We start from the raw sequence: 19443 nt of genomic DNA on the forward strand, positions 1-19443 counted from the left end.
TACGATCATGAACAAAGATTTTCTACACACCCTCGGTCTACAAGACGACAACGACGGCAGCAGTACCGGACAGACCGGTATGCATAATCCGGATGCCCACCTCGTCAGCCGCTCCCCGGTCGACGGCAGCGAGATCGGTCGGGTCAGCGTCACCACCCCCGAGCAGTACGAACAGATCATCGCGAAGGCTCAGGAGGCGTTTCAGTACTGGCGCACCGTGCCCGCACCCCAGCGCGGAGAGATCGTGCGGCAATATGGCGACGCCCTGCGGGCTAATAAGGACGCCCTCGGCCGCCTCGTGAGCTACGAAATGGGCAAAAGCCTCCAGGAAGGATGGGGCGAAGTACAGGAGATGATCGATATCTGCGACTTCGCCGTCGGGCTGAGCCGCCAGCTCTACGGCCTCACCATGCACTCCGAACGGCCCCTCCACCGCATGTACGAACAGTACCACCCGCTGGGCATCGTCGGCATCATCTCCGCCTTTAACTTTCCCGTGGCGGTCTGGAGCTGGAACGCCATGATCGCCATCGTCTGCGGCGACGTGACGGTGTGGAAACCCAGTGAAAAAACGCCCCTCTGCGGCGTCGCCTGCCAAAACATCTGGGCCAAAGTAGCAAAGGACAACGACCTGCCGGAAGGCATCAGTAGCCTGATCAACGGCGACTACACCGTCGGCGAAATGATGACGAAGGACGAACGCGTACCCCTGATCTCCGCCACCGGTTCGACCCGCATGGGCAAGATCGTCGCCCAGACCGTAGCCGCCCGGCTCGGCAAGACCCTGCTTGAGCTCGGCGGAAACAACGCCATCATCATTACCCCCTCCGCCGATATGGACCTGGTGCTTACCGGTGCCCTCTTCGGCGCGGTCGGCACTTGCGGACAGCGGTGCACCAGCACCCGTCGCCTGATCGTCCACGAAAGTCGCTACGATGAAGTACGCGACAAACTCGCCGGCGCCTACGATCAGCTCAGGATCGGCGATCCGCTCGACCAGAACAACCACGTAGGTCCCCTGATCGACACCGACGCCGTAGATACCTACCTAAAGGCGATTGAAGGAATCAAGAACGAAGGGGGCAATCTGATCGTCGCGGGCGGCCGCATCGACGACCTGGGTTCCGATTGTTACGTCAAACCGTGCATCGCCGAAGTCGAGCCGGATAGCGAGATGGCCCGTAAGGAAACGTTCGCCCCCATCCTCTATATGATGAAGTACAGCGACCTACAGGAGGCGATCGATATCCAGAACAGCGTCCCCCAGGGCCTCTCTTCGGCCATCATGACCACCAACATGCGGGAAAGCGAGCGCTTCCTGAGCGCGGCCGGTAGCGACTGCGGAATCGCCAACGTCAACATCGGCACCAGCGGGGCCGAGATCGGTGGTGCATTCGGCGGCGAAAAAGAGACCGGGGGCGGTCGTGAATCCGGCTCCGATAGCTGGAAGGCGTACATGCGCCGGCAGACCAATACCATCAATTACTCTACCGAACTCCCGCTTGCTCAGGGCATTACCTTCGACCTGCAACCCATCTAATTATGCGTTTTCACCTGGTTTCCGGTGGCTGCGGTTTCGTAGGCCGCAACATGGTCAAACGGTTGTACCAAACCACGGCCGATACCATCATCTTCGTCGATAACCTTAGCGTCGGCACCCATCCCTCCACCTGGCTGCACCAACAGCCACAGCGCAAGGATGGCGACTTGGAGGTATTCGGTGAAGGGAGGCTGCTGTTTTTACACCAGGACTTCCGCAAGTTCCTGCGTGACATCATCGACGATCCCGGTTTCATCACGAAGCAGTATGCTCCTAATTTCGAGCGCTTTGCGGACGTCTTTCACTTCGCCGCGATCGTCGGTGGTCGCTCCACCATCGAGGGGGATCCCATGAAGGTGGCCCTGGACCTGAGCATCGACGCCGAGTTTTTCTACTGGATCACCCGCCACCGTCCGGAGCGCACCCTCTACCCTTCCAGTTCGGCGGCCTACCCCATCGACCTGCAGACCGAGGGCGACGCCATCGCGCTCGCCGAATCCGACATCAACTTCAAAAAGATGGGTGAACCGGACATGACCTACGGCTGGTCGAAGCTCACCGGTGAGTTTCTGGCCAAGGTGGCGGCCGAGCACTACGACCTAAAGGTGACCTGCATTCGCCCCTTTTCCGGCTACGGCGAGGATCAGGACCAATCCTACCCCATCCCGGCCATTGCCGCCCGCATTGCCCGGCGCGAGGATCCCGTCGAGGTCTGGGGCACCGGTCGCCAGGGCCGCGACTTCGTCCACATCGACGACGTGCTCGACTGCATTTTCTTCGCCATGGAGCGCGTCACGGACGGCTCCGCCATCAACATCGGCCGCGGCGAACTGCTCTCCTTCATCGACATCATCCACACCATGTGCGACATCGAAGGCTACCAGCCCGAGATCAAACAGCTACTGGACAAGCCCGTCGGCGTGTTCAGTCGTTACTCCAACATGGATAAGGTCCACGCCATGGGCTGGCGGGCCGGCATTTCCGTGAGGGAGGGAATGGAGCGGGTGCTGGAGGCGCAGAAGGGTTAGGGTTGTTTAACGAATTTTGCGATGTATAAAGTACTCGTACGAGTGTCGCTCAATTTGAAAACGTACAAGCCAGCCCTGAGTGCACTTATATCTACCCTACCCTCGCCTAGCTCCTGTAGTAGGCCCTGACGCAGAAGACGTCCGTTTACATCCAACAGCGTATATCTTGCGAGGGGGGACAAATTGTGGTACAGTGGTGCATCAATGCGTATTTCCGTACGCGCCGGATTAGGACTGAAAGCCAAATTAAGCACCCCGGGGCCGGCCGCCAATGAATTCGGCGATCCCTCGACCGCCGAGACCGATATATTGTCGACGCTGATCCCGTCACCCTCACCTACGTACCGCCCTTGACTAAAATCAGCGTCGTCGTACTGTTGTATTCGAACGATTGTCGTACTAGTCAGACTAATTCCGAGACTATCCGCAAGATCGGATAGGTTCAGCGAGATTCTTCTGCGAGTACCGGTGTCGAAGTTTTTGACCATTACGAAAGAGGAGCCTCCATCTACGCTGAGCAAAACCCCGTCCTCTTCATCAATTTCTTCTAGTGAATTAAGCAAATCGAAGGAAAAAACTACGGAATCGTACTCTTGAGGATTGAGATCGAGTAGAATGTCGATGCCAGTTGTGTTGTACACCTTTGCTTCATCACAGCGTTTTCCGAGTAAGTACCGAAATGAGTCTCCGGGGCCGGTACCCTCGTAATATTCTAAACGGACGGTAGGTCGAATTAAACCGGCTTCAATGGACTGTGCTTTGGTCATACCTGCCGCGAGACGCATCCAGGCCGGGAAAACTTCGTCCTCAAAGTCGTAATCAATGGGAGGTCTTTGGTACGTATTGGATGGCTCATAAACCTTTATTTCGTCTATTGCAAACCCATCCGATTCACCGGTATACCTTCCGCCGCTGAAATCTGCGTTGTCTACCTGCTGGAAGCGGATAATAAAACTATCCGAAAGCGCTAATCCGGCTTCTGCGGCTAAGGAACCAACGTCGAGCGGTGGGTGATAGCCGTATCCGGCACACCAATTTTCCGGATCAAAATTCCAAACTTTAACGAACGACTCCCCTGCGTTGTCGCTGAAGTAGATTCCATCCCCAATATCGGTTTCATCGGCAAAGTCATTAATGTAAAAATCTAAGTACACCTTGTCCCGACCACTTAAATTGAGATAAACGTCTAATCCATTTGCAGAATAAGTGGTAGACTGGTCGCAGCGTTTGCCTAGTAAAACACCAAACGAGCCGTTCCTGCCATTCCCCTGCGAGACGTGAAACCGAGCATTCGGGTTTACAAATCCCGTAAAGGGGAGCGCGGTCGAATCCGGATTGCTCCAAGCTACGGATTCACCCATAGTACCGTCCTCGAAGTCGGCAGTAAATGGCACCGTAGCGTAGGTGCGGGACAGTTCATACACCTGAATGTTATCGAGCGCGAATCCGTCTCCCTCACCAACGTAGCGACCTTCACTGAAATCAGCATCGTCAAATTGCTGGAAGCGAACTACTGTTTTATCGGTCAAACTAAGCCCGACCGATTTTGCTAGCCGAGACAGGTTTAGCGGAGGATGGTGGCCCATACCGACACACCAGGTACTAGGATCGAAGGACCATATTTTCGAAAATGAATTTCCACCATCCGTGCTCAGGTATAAACCGTCAGGAATATGGGTTTCATCCCGAAAATTATTGATGTAAAAGTCCAGTATTACATCTTTTTTATCGGCGAGATTGAGGTGTAGGTCCGCCGCGGCAGAGGTAAAGATTGTAGCCTGATCGCACCGTTTGCCTAGTAGAAGGCTGGGAGAATTGTCTACCCCACTATTGACGTGAAGGCCAGCAACCACTGAGGGGAGAGCGGCATCTTCGAATGGAAGCACCGTTTCCACAACGGCGGGAATCTTCCACCACGCCTGTAGGTTCGGCAATTCGAAATCATCCGAAAACGGCAGCGTAGCGTATTCGGTATTGGCTTCAATTACCTCAATATCGTCAAGCGCAAAGCCGTCGCCGTCGCCTGAATATCTACCGCTGGAGAAATCTGCATCGTCGTATTGTTGAAAGCGAATAACAAAATTGTTATTCAGCGTAAGGTTGTTTTCCCTCGCTAACTTGCTAACGTTCAGGGGAGGATGAACACCATATTGATCGCACCACAGTTGTGCCTTAAAATCCCACACCTTGGTGTACGTAGCTCCACCATCGTCACTGAAGTAAATCCCATCCTGCGGATGCGTTTCCTCCCCGAAATCCCTTATTCTGAATTTCAGCAAGACGTCCTGCTTGTTCAGCAGATTGAGTCTAATACCAAATCCATTCCTGGTAAAGTTTCCAGGGGAATCACCACGCTTTCCAATCGCTAGCCCAAACTGCCCCGCACCTATATAGCTACCCTGACCCACAATAATTACCCCATTCTCCCCTTCCAAATTGGGTTCAATCAGGTAAACTGTAGAATCAATCAGACCAAGTTCGAAATCATCCGAAAAAGGCAAGTCTGCCTGGGCCGATAGCAGGAAAAAGGTAGAAAATGCAACGGTGATAGTAAAAAGTGTTCTCATAGCATTCAGTCTTTAATCCGGTTTCCAGTATCCGGATGACGCGGTAGTCAATACCTTAAACTATGATTCGAGAATCGACATTCCTCTGGACAAAGAATTGATTTCTGGTGACCTAAAAACACAAAAACTCGCTGTCACAAACCACAACAGCCATCACTACCAACTGGTAATCAGTCACTTAATATATCATCATCCAGGGGTGAATTTTCCCCCATTGTCGGCAAAATTCTGTTCAAGAATGCTAAATTCCGGCCGATTACCTTTGCTCCCGCGCTCCGCCGCCCTAACACGTCAAGCTTAAAGTACTTCCCCCATTGACCATCATCTGCTTCGGCCCCGGCCCAAAATTCAAGGGCGGCATCTCCAATTACAATACCTCCCTGGCCAAGGCCCTGGACCGGCGGGGCGACTGCGACGTGCACATCGTGAGCTGGACGCAGCAGTACCCGGCCATCGTGCCGCGGGAGTTTGTCGACAAGACCAGCAAGGTGGACCTGCTGGAGGGCACGGACATCAAGGTGCATTACCTCACCAACTACAATAATCCGCTGAGCTGGCAGGAAACCTACCGCCGGATCGTGGACCTGAAACCCGATAAGGTGGTCTTTCAGTGGGCCATCGCCATCCAGGGCCTGCCCATGGGTTACATCGCCCGCAAGCTTAAACGGCACCCCGAGATCGAGGTGGTCTTCGACCTGCACTTCGTCATTCAGAAGGAAAACAGCACCCTCGACCGGCGCTTCACGCGCTACGGCATCTCACCGGCCGACACCTTCATCGCCCACGCCTACAAGACGGTAGACGAGCTCCGGGAGCTCTTCCCCAAGCGTGCGCTGTCCGTAAATGAGGCGGGGACGCGGGAGCAGGGAACGACCACCGTCATCAAGCTCTACCACCCGATCTACGAACTCTTCGCACCACGGGCAGATTTCGACGTAGCAGCATTCAAGGAAAAGCATGGCCTGCGGGAACACGTTTTTCTGTTCTTCGGCTTCATCCGCAAGTACAAGGGACTGCACAACGCCATCAAAGCGTTCGCTAAACTAGCGAAACAGCGCGACGATGTAAGCCTGATCATCTGCGGCGAATCGTTCTGGGATACCCTCAAGGCGGATAAATTCACCACGAAACTCAAGAACGCCACTTTCGGCCTGGCCAAGAAATTGTTCCTCTCGAAAGCCGATGACGAAAGAGCGTACCGCCCACTGGATCTCCTCGAGACCCTCGGCATTCGCGATCGGGTGATGGTCAAAAACGAGTTTGTTGCCAATGAGGAGGTTCACAAGTACTTCCAGGCCAGCGACGCCGTAGTCCTGTTCTACTCCTACGCCACGCCATCGGGCGTCGAAAGCATCAGCTACAATTTCCAACTCCCCGCCGTCGCCACCCGGGTGGGACACTTCCCCGAAACCATCAAGGACGGCTACAACGGCTACCTCGCCAAGCCCGACGACACCGACGACATGGCCCGACAAATGGCCCGCATGATCGACTCCCCCATCCCCCGCGAGAATATTCGGGAAACCACGAAGGAGATGAGCTGGGATAATTACGCCGCCGCACTGGTACAAGGCTGCCTCCCGGCAGCGCGGTACAACGCTGCCTCCGGCAGCGGAAGGACGAAGCTGCCTCCGGCAGCGGAGTAAAACCACTTGCAACTGCAAGTTGCGTCGTACCGCGCTGCCGGAGGCAGCCTTGTACTTTCGCTGCCGGAGGCAGCGTTCTACTGCCGGGAGGCAGCGGTATACCGGTTCCCCTGCACGTAAGTAGCCAGAACCTCAGTGCCTAAGATCTCATCATCACTGCAGGTGAGCAGATTGCGGGAGAGCAGCACGAAATCCGCCTGCATGCCCGGTGCTAGCGTGCCGCGCTCGTCTTCCTGGAAGGCGGCGTAGGCCGGTGCGGCGGTGTAGCTGTGGAGCGCTTCTTCACGGGTCATAGACTGCTCGGGGAAGAAGACGGCTTTACCGTCCGCTCGCGCACGGGTGACGCTTGCGTAGAACGATTCGATGGGGTTGATGTCCTCCACCGGCGCGTCGGTGCCGTTGACGATGACCGCTCCGGCATCAAGCAGACTGCGCCAGGGGTAGGCACCCCCCCGGGCCCGTTCGGTACCGAGGCGGGTTTCGGCGAAGAGGGCATCGGAAGTACAGTGTATGCCCTGCATTGCCGCGATGACCCCGAGTTCGGCGAAGCGGGAAATGTCGTCGGGGTGAAGGTGCTGGGCGTGCTCGATGCGCCAGCGGCGGTCGTCGTCCGGATTGACGTAGCGGGCCATAAGGTCCAGGGTTTCTTGATTCGCGCGATCGCCGATGGCGTGGACGCACAATTGCATGTCGTTGGCAAGGGCCAGCTGGGCGATGCTGTCGACGGTGGCTACTTCGGTCGTATTCTGCCCCGTGAAGCCGGGGTTATCGAAGTAGGGCTCGATCAGCCACGCGCCGTAGCTGCCGAGGGCACCGTCGAGTTCGCTCTTGATGGCCGAGCATTCGAAGCGGTTGCCGTAGTGGGGCAGACCGGCCATGTTGCCCGCCATCTCGTCGTAGGAGTGGCGTAGCATGACCCAGAGGTTGAGGCGCAGACTATCCGCAGCATCCAGTTCTTTGTACCATTCGACTTCCCGGAACTTGGTGCCCGCGTCCTGAAAGGAGGTGATGCCGTTACGCAAACACTCCTCCTCCGCGGCGCGGATGCCGGCCAGCCATTCCTCCTTACGGGATTCAGGGCTCATGGTCTGTACGAAGTTTTGGTAGGCATCGGTGATCAGGTCCATGGCCCGCTCCTCGAATACGCCGGTGGGATCTCCAAGCTCATCACGCAGTACGCGGCCGCCGCGGGGGTCGGGTGTTTCCCGGGATACGCCGGCCAGTTTCATCGCTGCACCGTTGGCAAATAAGGCGTGGCCACTGGCGTGGCGCAGGACGACGGGATTCTGCTGGGTCATTTCGCTGAGCGCATCGTGAACGGGATACCCGCCGATGCTGTGATCGTGGGGTTGGTCCCACTTTTCCTGGTGCCAGCCCCGGCCGGTGATCCAGTCTCCTTCCGGCGTCTCCTCCGCCCGCTCGGCAACCATGGCCACGATCTCCTCCCAGCTGCGGGAACGGAGGAAGTTCAGGTTCCTCAGGCTGCTGCCCAGACCACTGAAGTGGGCGTGCCCCTCGATAAAACCGGGCATCAAAAAATGCCCTTGCGCATCGACGCGTTCGGTAGTGCTGTTTATTTTTCCCGACCAGGCGGAAGTATCGGTACCTACCTCCAGAATAACTCCATCCGCACCGACGAGCATGGCACTGGCCGGCTCAAGGTTTTGGCCGGCCCAGATCTCGGCGTTGTACACCAGCAATGCCGCTTCGTCTGCCTCCGTATCGTTGCTGCCATTACAGGAACACAGGCAGACTACGAGCATCAATACAGCAGGAGAAAAGTAAATGGACAGCTTCATAAACGAGCGAATTGGTAAGGGGCGCGTGATCGGGCTAAAGGTAGCCAACCAAATCACATTGCTATTCCAACCTGCGCTGCACCCGCGACCCCGCAACAACTTCTGCAACCTTCCTTACCTTGCCGCCAATGAATAAGAACGGAACATTTATCGTGGAGGGGGGCCACCGCCTCTCCGGAGAAATCACCCCCCAGGGAGCAAAGAATGAGGCACTACAGATCCTGAGTGCGACGCTGCTAACGGAAGAAACAGTGGTCGTCACCAACCTCCCGGACATCGAAGACGTAAACAAGCTGCTGAGCCTGATCCGGGGACTCGGCGCCGAAGTCGACCGCACCGACCGCCACAGCGTACGGATCACGGCCAAAAATATCGACCTCGATTACGTACTGAGCGCCGAATACGTCCGCGACGCCCAGCGCATCCGGGGATCGGTGATGCTGATCGCGCCCCTGCTTAACCGCTACGGTCGCGCCAGTCTGCCGAAACCGGGGGGAGACAAGATCGGCCGCCGCCGCCTCGATACCCACTTGCTCGGGCTCCAGGCCCTGGGGGCTGACTTCAACTACGACAGCGAGAGGAACATCTACGCCTTCGAGACGGACGGCCTGAAGGGAACCTTCATCCACATGGAGGAGATCAGCGTAACCGGCACCGCCAACGTCCTGATGGCCGCCGTGCTGGCCGAAGGGGAGACGACCATTTACAACGCCGCCTGCGAACCCTACCTGCAGCAGCTCGCCCAGATGCTTAATTCGATGGGGGCAAAGATCGAGGGCATCGGCTCTAATTTGCTCAAGGTGCAGGGCGTAACCCGCCTCGGCGGTTGCGAACACCGGATGCTTCCGGATATGATCGAGGTTGGGAGCTTCATCGGACTGGCGGCCATCACCCAGAGCGACATCACCATCAAGGATGTACGCCTGGATAAGCTCGGCGTCATTCCCCGCACCTTCGAGAAGCTCGGCATCGAACTGGAGTACCTGGGAGACGATATTCGCATCCCACCGCAGGACAATTACGAGGTACAAAACTTCCTCGATGGCGGCATCCTCACCATTTACGATGCGCCCTGGCCCGGTTTCACGCCCGACCTGATGAGCATCGCGCTGGTCACGGCCATTCAGGCCCGGGGATCCGTACTTTTCCACCAGAAGATGTTTGAGAGCCGGCTGTTCTTCGTGGACAAGCTGATCGATATGGGAGCTCAGATCATTCTCTGCGATCCCCACCGGGCCACCGTAATTGGCCTGGATCGCAGAACACCCCTGCGCGGTATTCGCATGACGAGCCCCGATATCCGGGCCGGCGTCAGCCTCCTCATCGCCGCCCTATCGGCCGAAGGCACCAGCCGGATCGACAACATTTACCAGATCGACCGCGGGTACCAGAACATCGACACCAGGCTGCGGGCGCTGGGTGCGCAAATCACAAGGGAAGACTAATGCTGCTATACAACATCACCAACAAGGTCGATCACCACATTCACGATGAGTGGATCGGCTGGATGCAACAGTCGTACATCCCCTACGTCATGGAAAGCGGCGTCTTCGACGACTACAAGTTCAGCCGCCTACTTGGCGTAGATGAATCAGACGGCTTCACCTACGCCCTTCAGTTCACCATCTCCTCGCGGCCGGCCTTCGACATCTACCAGGAAAAGTTCGCCTACGACCACCAGCAACTGCACGACCTCCGCTACAAGGGCAACTTCGTGACCTTCCGCTCCCTCCTCGACGTCATCGATCACGGGCACTAATCAATCCTTCTCCCCCTCAATCCCTCAATCCCTTCTCCCCTTCAATCCCTTATTCCCTTCTAGTCCATCAACCCCAGCAACAACCAGTCCGCCAGCAACTGCCGGTTCTGGTACCGCACGATCCGCTGCTGGTCGCTGGCGTTCGCGATGTTAGCCAGTTCGATGTAGACGCCGCTCGGTTTGGTTTCCCGTAGCATGTGCAGGTCCCGTTCACTCACGGAGCCTTCGTAGCCACGTCCCGGCCGGTACTGGTCGTACTTGGCGCGCAGGGTGCGGTGGATTTTATCGGCGCGGTTGGCTCCGATCAGGTCTCCTTCCGGATAATAGAGAAATACATCGATCTGCTGTCCCCGGTGGCGGCTGTCGATGTGGATGGCAATCATGGTCTGGTCGATGATCCCCTTGGCCAGGTTCTCCTCGTACAGTGCGTTGATGATGTCGGAGCGCTGGAACAAGCGAAGTTTTTGATTGCGCGGCAGGGAGGCTCCCCCCCAGACGGTTTCATCGCGATCGGGGGTGAGGTAAGTGTCGTCGCGAATACCGTCGTTTTCGTCGCGCACGATCATGTACGGGGTACCTCCGTGCTCGAGAATGTTTCGGCAGAGGCGCAGGGCTACGTCGTAGGCGTATTCGTCTTCGGCCAGCAGGTGACCGTTGCGCCGTCCGATGGCGCCGGGATCGGGACCGCCGTGTCCGGCGACGATGTAGTAAATCTTTCCGGCAAGGGCCCGATCGATCAAAGGCACTTCGGCGTGGGCGGGGCCGAAGATGCTGAAGGTCCGCGGGCCGGCGGTAGTGACTTGCTCCGGTACGGCGATGGGATCGCGGTCCTGGCGGCGGTCCTTTACGCGATCCAGTTCTTCCTCGCTGCCGGCGTTCTCTCCGAGGTTCACGATCTCGGGTTGATTGGAGCCCGAGGCCGGTCCTGCGCAGTGGTCGATGTGGTAGGGCAGGTAGAGCACCCGGTCCTTGCGGTAGTCGCGCTCCCGCAGGTTTTCCTGGAGCAGGAGTTCGTTGTATTCCTTGATGGCCACCGCGCGCTCCCAGCTGTCGTTGCCGGTGGTGCTGCGGATGCTGGTGCCGTCGTACGAATAGATCTCTACCGGGAGGCGGTAGAGCCGTCCGACCAGCAGTTTGCTGTTGGTACTAAGGCGGTTCAGGCGTTTGAATTCGTCGATGTTACAGGCGTACTCGATGAGGTGGTAACGGCGCAACAGGGAATAGATGCCATCACCCCGTTGCACTTCCACCATCACGTGCTCGGCGTGCAGGGTGGAACCGAAGGTGAGCAAGAGGATCCAAATAAGTCGGTACGGCAAGGTCATCCAGTCATTTTAAGGGTATGCGGCAGGGACGGAGCAAAGATCGCCAACGGCCGAGCTATCTTTGCCCCCACAATGTCTACCGTCCGGCAAATCTATGAACTCCTACGTTGGGAAGTCAAACTCGAGTGGCGCGACAAGTACGCGCTGGGAAGTGTATTTCTATACGTCGTAGCCACCGTTGTCATTGTGTACCTGGCACTCGGAGACGCCATCGCGGGACAAACGTTCAATGCCCTGTACTGGGTCGTTCTTTTTTTCGGAGCCACGGTAGCCGCCGGTCGCAGTTTTTTGCGGGAGGGAGGTCGGCGCCACCTTTACTATTACACCCTGGCCGATCCGCTGGCCCTGCTCTTCAGCAAGCTCTTCTACAACGTCCTCGTCATTTGGCTCATTAGCCTGCTCACCTTCGGCCTGTTGTCGCTGTTCGCCTCCGCGGTGGTGGTGACCCATCCCCTACCCTTCCTGCTGGCGGTGGTTTTCGGCGGGTTCGGGCTGGCCACCATTCTCACGTTCATTAGTGCACTGGCGGCACGTGCGGGGGGCAATGGTACCCTGATGGCCATTCTTTCTTTTCCCCTGATCGTGCCGCTGCTCAAGCTGATGGTCGATGCCGGCACGTACGGGATCGGCGAGGGCATCAATGATCCGTTCCAGGCGGTGTACCTGACCCTGGCGGTTGATTTGCTCGCCGTAGCGGTGGCCGTCGTGCTGTTTCCCTTTGTGTGGCGCGACTAGTTGGCCTGCCGCAGTGTTACTTCTTAGCCCTTACCCAAACCACCATGTTAGACAGACTAAGCGTATTCGATATTTACAAAATTGGGGTCGGACCCTCCTCTTCCCACACCCTCGGGCCCTGGCGTGCCGCTCTGGACTTCGTCGGAAGTTTGGCGGGGACGCGGGTGCAAAGTATCGGGGTCCAATTGTTCGGCAGTTTGTCCAAAACCGGTATCGGACACGGAACGGACATCGCGGTCGTTTTAGGTATGCAGAGCTATGATCCGGTAACGATCGATACCGCGCGCATCCCCCTGATCCTGGAAACGGTGAAGGCATCCAATACCCTAACCGTCAACGGTCACAGCGTACCCTTTTCCTTCCGTCAGGACATCGTATTTCAACCCACCACCCACCCCGGTCACCCCAATACCCTGATCTTCACCGCCCTGACGGAGGAAGGCGATATCCGCGTATCAACGTACTTCTCCCTCGGCGGTGGCTTCATCGAGCGGGAGGGGGAAACGGCGGCGGCCACCGAGTCGCACAACTTTATTCACGACGTATCGTCGGGAAGAAAGATGATCGACCTTTCGGCCAAATCGGGTAAGTCTATCACCCGTCTGCTGTACGAAAACGAACGGTGCATCTTTACCAGCGAGGAAATTCACCAACGGGTGGAGCGCTTGTTCCAGGTGATGCTGAACTGCGTCTACCGGGGCTGCCATACGGACGGCGTGCTACCGGGCGGCCTCAACGTAAAGCGCCGTGCCGCCGGCCTCAGTCGCAAACTACTCGCCGGCAAGACCCACCCGGACCGAAAGGCCTGGCTGGATGCGATTCGGCGCAGTCCACGCGATTTCTCTACCGTCAACCAGTGGATCAGCTGCTTTGCCCTTGCCGTCAATGAGGAAAATGCGGCACTGGGTCGGGTGGTGACTTCCCCGACCAACGGCGCTTCGGGGGTCATTCCGGCGGTACTGCTTTATCACTACCTATTCGGAAACTTCGGGGAAGATGACCTGCTCCGGTTCTTTCTCAGCAGCGGTCAGATTGGTGCACTCTTCAAGCAGGGGGCCACTATTTCCGCGGCGGTCGGTGGGTGCCAGGCGGAAGTCGGGGTAAGCTCGGCCATGGCTGCAGCGGGGCTTACGGAGGTTCTCGGGGGCAGCACGAAGCAGGTACTGCAGGCTGCGGAGATTGCCATGGAGCACCACCTCGGACTTACCTGCGACCCAGTTGGCGGACTGGTTCAGATACCCTGCATCGAAAGAAACGCTATGGGAGCCATGAAGGCCATCACCGCGGCCAACCTTGCCATGGCTGGAAACGCCAGTAATGCCGTCGTTCACTTCGACGCTGTGGTGGCTACCATGTGGGAAACCGCCCAGTATATGCACACCAAGTTTAAGGAGACGGCGGAAGGTGGGTTGGCAGTAAACGTTTCGGTAGCCCTGCCGGAGTGCTAGTCGGTTACCATTCTCCGGCGAACGCACGGTTGAAAATTTTTTCGTTGATCTGCTCCAGTAGGTACTCCAGCGCGTCATCCTGGACACTGGTGAGGCTTTCTGCGCCGTCGAATTCGTAGAACTCCGAGAAATTGCTCTTCCAGTTTTCCGCCTTGGGGTCGCGCAGGTTGTTGTACTCGATGGCAACCACGATCGTCAGGCGGCTGTCCTTGGCGAAAGCACCTACCTCACCGGCCGGACTGGCCCCTTCCGAAGTAACGCGAAAATCCACTAGCGTGCCCTTAATTTCGATATCGGGATCTTCGTCGGTGATCACCAGTCGGGCTTCGTCGCGCACTTTATCACGCAACGCCTCCGTCAGATCGAGAAAGAGGGTCGGCGGCGCGGTAAGGGCGTTGTTCTTAAAGTTGGGGACGTAGGCGCGCTCGACGCCCTCGGGGATGGATATGCCCCGGAAAGAATAGCACGAAGTGAGCAGGGCGGAAAGCAACAGGAGCAGTAAGTAACGCATGGAGCTTAAACGAAAAAATCCCTCCCGACGTTGCTGCCGGAAGGGATCAAAACTTTTGGGATCATAATGTTTGTTAAACGGGATCTAAGCGGCACTTGCAAGCAGCTCGTCCATGTCGCGAACCAAAATGCGGCCGCGATTAAAGTAGATTAAGTTTTCCTTTCTGAGGTCGTTCAGGACGAGGGTAACGGTCTGGCGGCTCGTACAGGTAATGTTGGCAATATCCTGGTGGGTAAGGCTGTGCTTGAGCAACATTTCGTAGCCAACGCGGCGGCCGCGCTCGGTCACCACCTGGTGCAAAAATCCAACGATACGGCTGCGGGCATCCTTGAAGATCAGGTCTTCCAGTTTGTTTTCCGCGGCGATCATGCGCTTACCGAAGAGGTTGAGTACCTGACGGCTGAGGGTAGGATTACCGAAAAGGATGCGTTGAAAATCGACAACCCGGATCGTGTAGTAGTGTACTTCTTCCTTCAGCGACTGGGCGGTTTCGGTACGGACCGTCTCTCCTACCAGGCTCAACTCACCGAAAATGGCTTCGGGATGAATAAGCTGTTTGATGACCTCCTTGCCTTCGTTGCTGTGGGTACTGATCTTGATGGGACCTTTCTCGAGCAGGTAGATGTGCTCGCTTACTTCTCCGGGCTGGTAAATCACGGAATAGCGAGGCTTCTTTTTAAACTCCATCGTCTCGCTCAGTCGGCGCTTCTCCTCGGTGGAGAGGGCGTCAAATAGATCGAAGTTGTTCAGTAGGTTGATTTTATTTGCAGAATCCATGCGAAAACATTGAGGTTAGGACAAAGACCATTCGGTCAGAAATGACGCCCGCCGACTATTGTCGATGTCCGTCTATTTCCAAGACACCGATCCTGCCGTCTCCCCCTACGGTAAAAGGATATTCTTTTGAAAATTTCTTTCGTCGGCCGGATTGCCCTATTCCTCCCCCATTAAAGCAATCCGCTGTAGGGCCAGGATGCTCAGGGCATCCTTTATGTGGCCGTCGAGCGTCATGGCGATCGCTTCCGACAGGGGCAATTTGCGCAACTTTAGTTGCTCGGTGTCCTCGGGCTCCGCTTCCCGTTGGCTCAATCCGCGGGCCAGGTAAGCCACCCCCCACTCGTCGGTTACGGAGTTGCTGAGGTGAAACTCCATGATGCGGGTCCACTCCTGGGCGACCAGCCCGGTTTCCTCCCGGAGTTCACGTTTAGCGGTTTCGAGGGTATCGGTGCCGACCGGACAGCCGCCTTCCGGAATTTCCCAGCTGTAGGTGCCGAGGGCGTAGCGATACTGACCTACCAAAAAAGTATTGCCCTCATCGTCCACCGGCACGATTCCAATCGCATGGTTTTTGTACTTGACGAGTCCGTAGATCCCATCGTTTCCACCCGGATTCACCACCTCATGGTGTTCCACCCGTATCCAGGGGTTCTCGTACGCTACGGCGGTGGTTTTTGTCGTCCAGGGGTTCTCTTCGGCTTTCATCGCGCAAATGTAGCGGAAGCAACGCTATAGGTGATCGTACGTCCGTACCGTAAGCGGGTGGTCTACTTCCCCCGTGTGTTTAGTTGCGATGGGTTCGAGCAGCACGATCCAGGCTTCCTGACCATCCGCAGTGCGGGGACGGTGTTTAACACCCCGGGGTACGACGTATAGGTCTCCGGGATTGAGGGTGACCGTAGGGCGGTCTTCGAAATCAATGAACAGCGTGCCCCGGTGGATCAGAAATAATTCGTCCTCACCGGCATGGTCGTGCCAGACGAATTCGCCCTGCACTTTTGCAAGCTTTACGGCCTGTCCGTTAAGTTCGGCAATTACCTTGGGAGACCAGTGATCCGTAAACAGGGAGAACTTATAATCGAGGTTGGTGACTGACACGGTCGGGAATGGTATTTAAACGATGTCCTCTTCCTTGCGACGGTTGCGCCACCATATAAACGCCAATGTTCCAACCAGTACATAGGGCATGCCGAGCAAGTAGAGGATGCCCTGATTAAGTCCCTGACCTTCGGTGCCTCCGTTGGCCAGGTTACTTTCCGCGGTGGCACGACACATCGGACACTGGGCCAGGAGGTCGCCGCCGCCAACTAGTAGCAGAGTCATTATAAGGCAGAGGATCAGGACCTTTTTCATAGCATTAAAGTTAAGGATAGTAGGCACTAAGCATCAAGTAAACGACCGGGCCGGTAACTGCCACATAAAACCACAGGGGCCAAACCCACCGGGCCATCTTCCGGTGCAGTATCCAATTGCCCGTTATCGCTCTCACTGTTGTTAACAAAATGAAGGGCAAAAGGATGCCGGCCAGCGTGATGTGGCTAATGAGAATAACCAAGTACCAGGGCCGGGTACCGCTCACCGCGGCTCGCTCCACTTCGGTGAGTACACCGTCCCGATCGGCATCGCCAAACAGCACCTCGGGGGTAGTAAAGTGGTAGGCCACGTAGCACAGCAAAAATATCACGGATAGGCCCAGTGCTACGGCATTAGCGTTGCGGTGACGCACGAATTGGCCTACTTTGACATAGTACAGAGAAAACAACAGGGCAATCGCCGTGATGGCATTGAGCAGTGCGTTTACTCCGGGCAGGAAGCTGACGTCCCAGTCAATGGGCAGATTCACTTCGCGCATGACGAATACCAGAATAAGGACAACCGCGGAGAAAACGTAGGTGGCCGTTTTCAAAATTTTCTCCTTGTCCGGGAAGGTCTGGATTTCCGGGTGGACCTTCGGTGGCGTTGATTGGTCGGAAGCCATACTATAGTTCTTTGCCGCGATCGAGGATGATGTCCTGCTTCGCGGGAAGGGGTATGATGAGAGATATAAGTTGGACTAGACCGATGGTTTCATCGCGCCGGGCAAGGTCATAGTGCTGTACGATAGTGAGGGAACTGTCCACCAATGCAACGATGGGTTGGATGCCGGGAGAATCGTACTCCCCCAACGGCAGCTTGAACGCTTCGGCGGTACGGGCGAATTCCGTCTCGTCCACCCTCAAAAAGCTTATCATCGGGTCTTCGGGCAGGTTATACTTCGCGGAAAATGCCGCAACGGTTTCTTCAGGATCTTGCGCAAGCAGCACAGTAGTGAAGTATAGGTTAGGGCTATCCTTAAATTGCTGGAACAGGCTATCCAGCATGTGGCCGTAAATCCTGGTGCCCGCTTCCTTGGTAGGATCGAGCCAACCGACAACCGTCATGGCACCCCGCAGATCGGGAGGCAGTTCACCACTGACCGCGGTTAACCCCCTTAGGTCGGGCATCTGGCCATAATCTCCCATGGTACGAATGGCGTCGCGGCGGTAGTTGGCTCCGTCGCGCAGGTAAATAAAGGAGACGAGCGGGAAGCCTACCAGGATCAACAAGATCACGCTAAGGTTCAGTATTTGCTTCGGCTTGGCCATTCGAATGGGGGATTGTACTAGGGTAACACGGGCTTGGCGTGCTGGATCACCACTGCGTCTAATATGACGATGGGCTGATGGCGGGTGAGCGTGGAATAGCAAAAGTCCGGAGAGTTTACCTCACCCGGACTTTTACAGTGGTGGAATGCACCGCAGTCAACTGCTGACCTGTACGGTCTCCAGTAGGTGTTAACCCAGGAAGGGAATGACCACTGTCTCCTCGTTCATACCCACATCCTCACCGGAGGGAACGGTGAGTTCGTTCTTATACTGGATTTTCTCACGCTCTTTACGCCAGGCGTCGCCCTCGTTAAAGAATGCGATAAGGGCCCACAGTAGCAGGAAGGTGGGAAGTAGCACGGACATTGCCAATCCCTTCACCTCATAGCCCATGTGCATGAACTCGTAGATGATGAAGTAAGCTTTGTACAGCGAGAGGGCAATGATGAGCAGCGAAGCCACGTAGATGAGGATGCGGATGTTCTCAGCGAACTCCGCCGCCTTCAGGAGGGAAAGAACTACTTCGATCACCGTGACCGCTGCCAGAAGTCCAAGTCCTTTCCAAACGCCGCGTACCGATTCTTCGTAGGTAAGATGTTGGGCCATTGTTGATTAGTTGTTATTCATTGGCGGATGCCAAGGTGGTTTATCGTGGGGTAAGCTAAGGTGTACTAGAGGAGGTAAAATACCAGGAAGACGAAGACCCACACAAGGTCTACAAAGTGCCAGTACAGGCCAATCTTCTCTACCATTTCGTAGCCATTCATCCGGGCGACATACACCCCGCTGCCGGCGTTGATCAGGATGATCAGTAGAAAGATAACACCGGTAGCTACGTGGAAACCGTGAAAGCCCGTGATTCCGAAGAAGAGCGCGCCGAAGGCGGTGGGACCAAACTCCTGCACCCGAACGTACTGTTCGCCATTCTCCTCTATTACGTACTTACGGTGGATAAACCGCTTGGCGGACTGGTCCACCGATCCATCGGGTAGCAAACCATCTACCACGTAACCGGGGTAATCACCGGGTTCCGCGGAGTATTCGAAGCTGTGTTCACCCTCGTGTTCTTCGGCTTCACCGTGGGATGCTCCCGCAAGGTGGAGGAGGTAAGTTTCACCCTCTACCACTTCTTCGTCGGTAACCTCTCCGGTTTCGGGATCGAGGTAATAACCGTTTTCGGTATACGTGCCGAAGGGATTAGTGGTCACCGTCATGTTCTCCTTAGCGATCAGGTTGTTCCACTCCCAAGCCTGACAACCGAGAAAGCCCGCACCACCGAGGACGGTGAGCAGCATCCAGAACACTACCCCCCGCTTGTTTTCACGGGCGCCCTCCTGGACGGCACGCACCATGGTACCGGAACTAACGATCAGGAGGAAGGACATGAACGTCACGAAGATGAGCGGTGCCTGGTCGTTGGGGAACCATTCATTGATCCCGAAGGGCGCCGTAGCAAAGACCCGATCGGGTACGGGCCAACTGGGGCTGCTGAACCGCAGGGCACCGTAGGCGATCAGAAAACCGGCAAAGGTAAACGCATCGGAAAGCAGGAAGTACCACATCATCAGCTTCCCGTAGGAAGTACGGAAGGGCTTGCGGTCACCACCGGCCCAGTCGCTGTTGAGTTCGGGCTTCTTATCCTCGGCAATGATGATGTCCGTATCTCTTTCTTCGGTCATGTCGT

19 protein-coding genes are annotated in these 19443 nt (G+C 56.4%); 7 read left to right on the forward strand and 12 right to left on the reverse strand.

Translation table 11 applies throughout. The features are described from left to right. Positions 1-7 precede the first annotated feature (7 nt). Positions 8-1540: an L-piperidine-6-carboxylate dehydrogenase gene (gene amaB, locus GGR28_RS04155; protein WP_183494440.1), complete on the forward strand. Its 1533-nt coding sequence runs from the start codon at positions 8-10 to the stop codon at positions 1538-1540. 2 nt (positions 1541-1542) lie between these two features. After that, complete coding sequence (locus GGR28_RS04160; protein WP_183494441.1) at positions 1543-2568, forward strand: NAD-dependent epimerase/dehydratase family protein; 1026 nt, start codon at positions 1543-1545, stop codon at positions 2566-2568. Here GGR28_RS04160 and GGR28_RS04165 read toward each other — a convergent pair. Beyond that, on the reverse strand, positions 2565-5135 hold the full coding sequence (locus GGR28_RS04165) for a T9SS type A sorting domain-containing protein (protein ID WP_183494442.1): 2571 nt from the start codon (positions 5133-5135) through the stop codon (positions 2565-2567). The genes GGR28_RS04160 and GGR28_RS04165 overlap by 4 nt on opposite strands. A gap of 314 nt (positions 5136-5449) precedes the next feature. Here GGR28_RS04165 and GGR28_RS04170 point away from each other — a divergent pair, with 314 nt between their 5' ends. Next, positions 5450-6781: a glycosyltransferase gene (locus GGR28_RS04170; RefSeq protein WP_183494443.1), complete on the forward strand. Its 1332-nt coding sequence runs from the start codon at positions 5450-5452 to the stop codon at positions 6779-6781. Positions 6782-6858: 77 nt separating this feature from the next. On the opposite strand, the gene GGR28_RS04175 is transcribed toward GGR28_RS04170, so the two are convergent. Beyond that, the gene (locus tag GGR28_RS04175; RefSeq protein ID WP_246416211.1) at positions 6859-8580 is read right to left on the reverse strand and encodes an amidohydrolase; all 1722 of its coding nucleotides are present in this window, start codon (positions 8578-8580) and stop codon (positions 6859-6861) included. Positions 8581-8708: 128 nt separating this feature from the next. Here GGR28_RS04175 and murA point away from each other — a divergent pair, with 128 nt between their 5' ends. Together murA and GGR28_RS04185 are read left to right on the forward strand one after the other, a co-directional pair. After that, positions 8709-10025 (forward strand): UDP-N-acetylglucosamine 1-carboxyvinyltransferase, encoded by a 1317-nt coding sequence (gene murA / locus GGR28_RS04180; protein WP_183494444.1) that lies wholly within the window; start codon positions 8709-8711, stop codon positions 10023-10025. Continuing rightward, on the forward strand, positions 10025-10339 hold the full coding sequence (locus tag GGR28_RS04185) for a DUF4286 family protein (RefSeq protein WP_183494445.1): 315 nt from the start codon (positions 10025-10027) through the stop codon (positions 10337-10339). The genes murA and GGR28_RS04185 overlap by 1 nt, the downstream gene beginning before the upstream one ends. Before the next feature lie 59 nt (positions 10340-10398). Here the strand turns inward: GGR28_RS04185 and GGR28_RS18870 are convergent, their stop codons facing one another. Continuing rightward, positions 10399-11664 (reverse strand): N-acetylmuramoyl-L-alanine amidase, encoded by a 1266-nt coding sequence (locus GGR28_RS18870; RefSeq protein WP_221233785.1) that lies wholly within the window; start codon positions 11662-11664, stop codon positions 10399-10401. 72 nt (positions 11665-11736) lie between these two features. On the opposite strand from GGR28_RS18870, the gene GGR28_RS04195 reads away from it, so the two are divergent. Together GGR28_RS04195 and GGR28_RS04200 are read left to right on the forward strand one after the other, a co-directional pair. Then, on the forward strand, positions 11737-12399 hold the full coding sequence (locus GGR28_RS04195) for a heme exporter protein CcmB (RefSeq protein WP_183494446.1): 663 nt from the start codon (positions 11737-11739) through the stop codon (positions 12397-12399). Positions 12400-12443: 44 nt separating this feature from the next. Beyond that, positions 12444-13847: an L-serine ammonia-lyase gene (locus tag GGR28_RS04200; RefSeq protein WP_183494447.1), complete on the forward strand. Its 1404-nt coding sequence runs from the start codon at positions 12444-12446 to the stop codon at positions 13845-13847. A gap of 4 nt (positions 13848-13851) precedes the next feature. On the opposite strand, the gene lptE is transcribed toward GGR28_RS04200, so the two are convergent. The 9 genes from lptE to GGR28_RS04245 all read right to left on the reverse strand — a co-directional run bounded on the left by lptE (position 13852) and on the right by GGR28_RS04245 (position 19438). Continuing rightward, the gene (lptE, locus tag GGR28_RS04205) at positions 13852-14358 is read right to left on the reverse strand and encodes an LPS assembly lipoprotein LptE (protein WP_183494448.1); all 507 of its coding nucleotides are present in this window, start codon (positions 14356-14358) and stop codon (positions 13852-13854) included. A gap of 84 nt (positions 14359-14442) precedes the next feature. Then, positions 14443-15135, reverse strand: a complete 693-nt coding sequence (locus GGR28_RS04210; RefSeq protein WP_183494449.1) for a Crp/Fnr family transcriptional regulator — start codon at positions 15133-15135, stop codon at positions 14443-14445. Positions 15136-15291: 156 nt separating this feature from the next. Continuing rightward, positions 15292-15840 carry an NUDIX domain-containing protein gene (locus GGR28_RS04215; RefSeq protein WP_183494450.1) on the reverse strand — a complete coding sequence of 183 codons (549 nt, stop codon included), beginning with the start codon at positions 15838-15840 and terminating at the stop codon, positions 15292-15294. Positions 15841-15864: 24 nt separating this feature from the next. Next, entirely contained in the window at positions 15865-16233 is a 369-nt protein-coding gene (locus GGR28_RS04220; protein ID WP_183494451.1) for a cupin domain-containing protein, read from the reverse strand. Positions 16234-16248: 15 nt separating this feature from the next. Beyond that, complete coding sequence (locus GGR28_RS04225) at positions 16249-16488, reverse strand: hypothetical protein (protein WP_183494452.1); 240 nt, start codon at positions 16486-16488, stop codon at positions 16249-16251. A gap of 10 nt (positions 16489-16498) precedes the next feature. Then, positions 16499-17113, reverse strand: coding sequence for a DUF420 domain-containing protein (locus GGR28_RS04230; protein WP_183494453.1), 615 nt, complete (start codon positions 17111-17113; stop codon positions 16499-16501). Position 17114: 1 nt separating this feature from the next. Continuing rightward, positions 17115-17759 carry a hypothetical protein gene (locus tag GGR28_RS04235; RefSeq protein WP_183494454.1) on the reverse strand — a complete coding sequence of 215 codons (645 nt, stop codon included), beginning with the start codon at positions 17757-17759 and terminating at the stop codon, positions 17115-17117. A 189-nt stretch (positions 17760-17948) separates the two neighbouring features. Next, positions 17949-18365 carry a cytochrome C oxidase subunit IV family protein gene (locus GGR28_RS04240; RefSeq protein ID WP_183494455.1) on the reverse strand — a complete coding sequence of 139 codons (417 nt, stop codon included), beginning with the start codon at positions 18363-18365 and terminating at the stop codon, positions 17949-17951. A 65-nt stretch (positions 18366-18430) separates the two neighbouring features. Beyond that, on the reverse strand, positions 18431-19438 hold the full coding sequence (locus GGR28_RS04245; RefSeq protein WP_183494456.1) for a cytochrome c oxidase subunit 3: 1008 nt from the start codon (positions 19436-19438) through the stop codon (positions 18431-18433). Positions 19439-19443: the final 5 nt, after the last annotated feature.

Source organism: Neolewinella aquimaris, from assembly GCF_014197245.1.
GTDB classification, from domain to species: Bacteria; Bacteroidota; Bacteroidia; order Chitinophagales; family Saprospiraceae; genus Neolewinella; species Neolewinella aquimaris.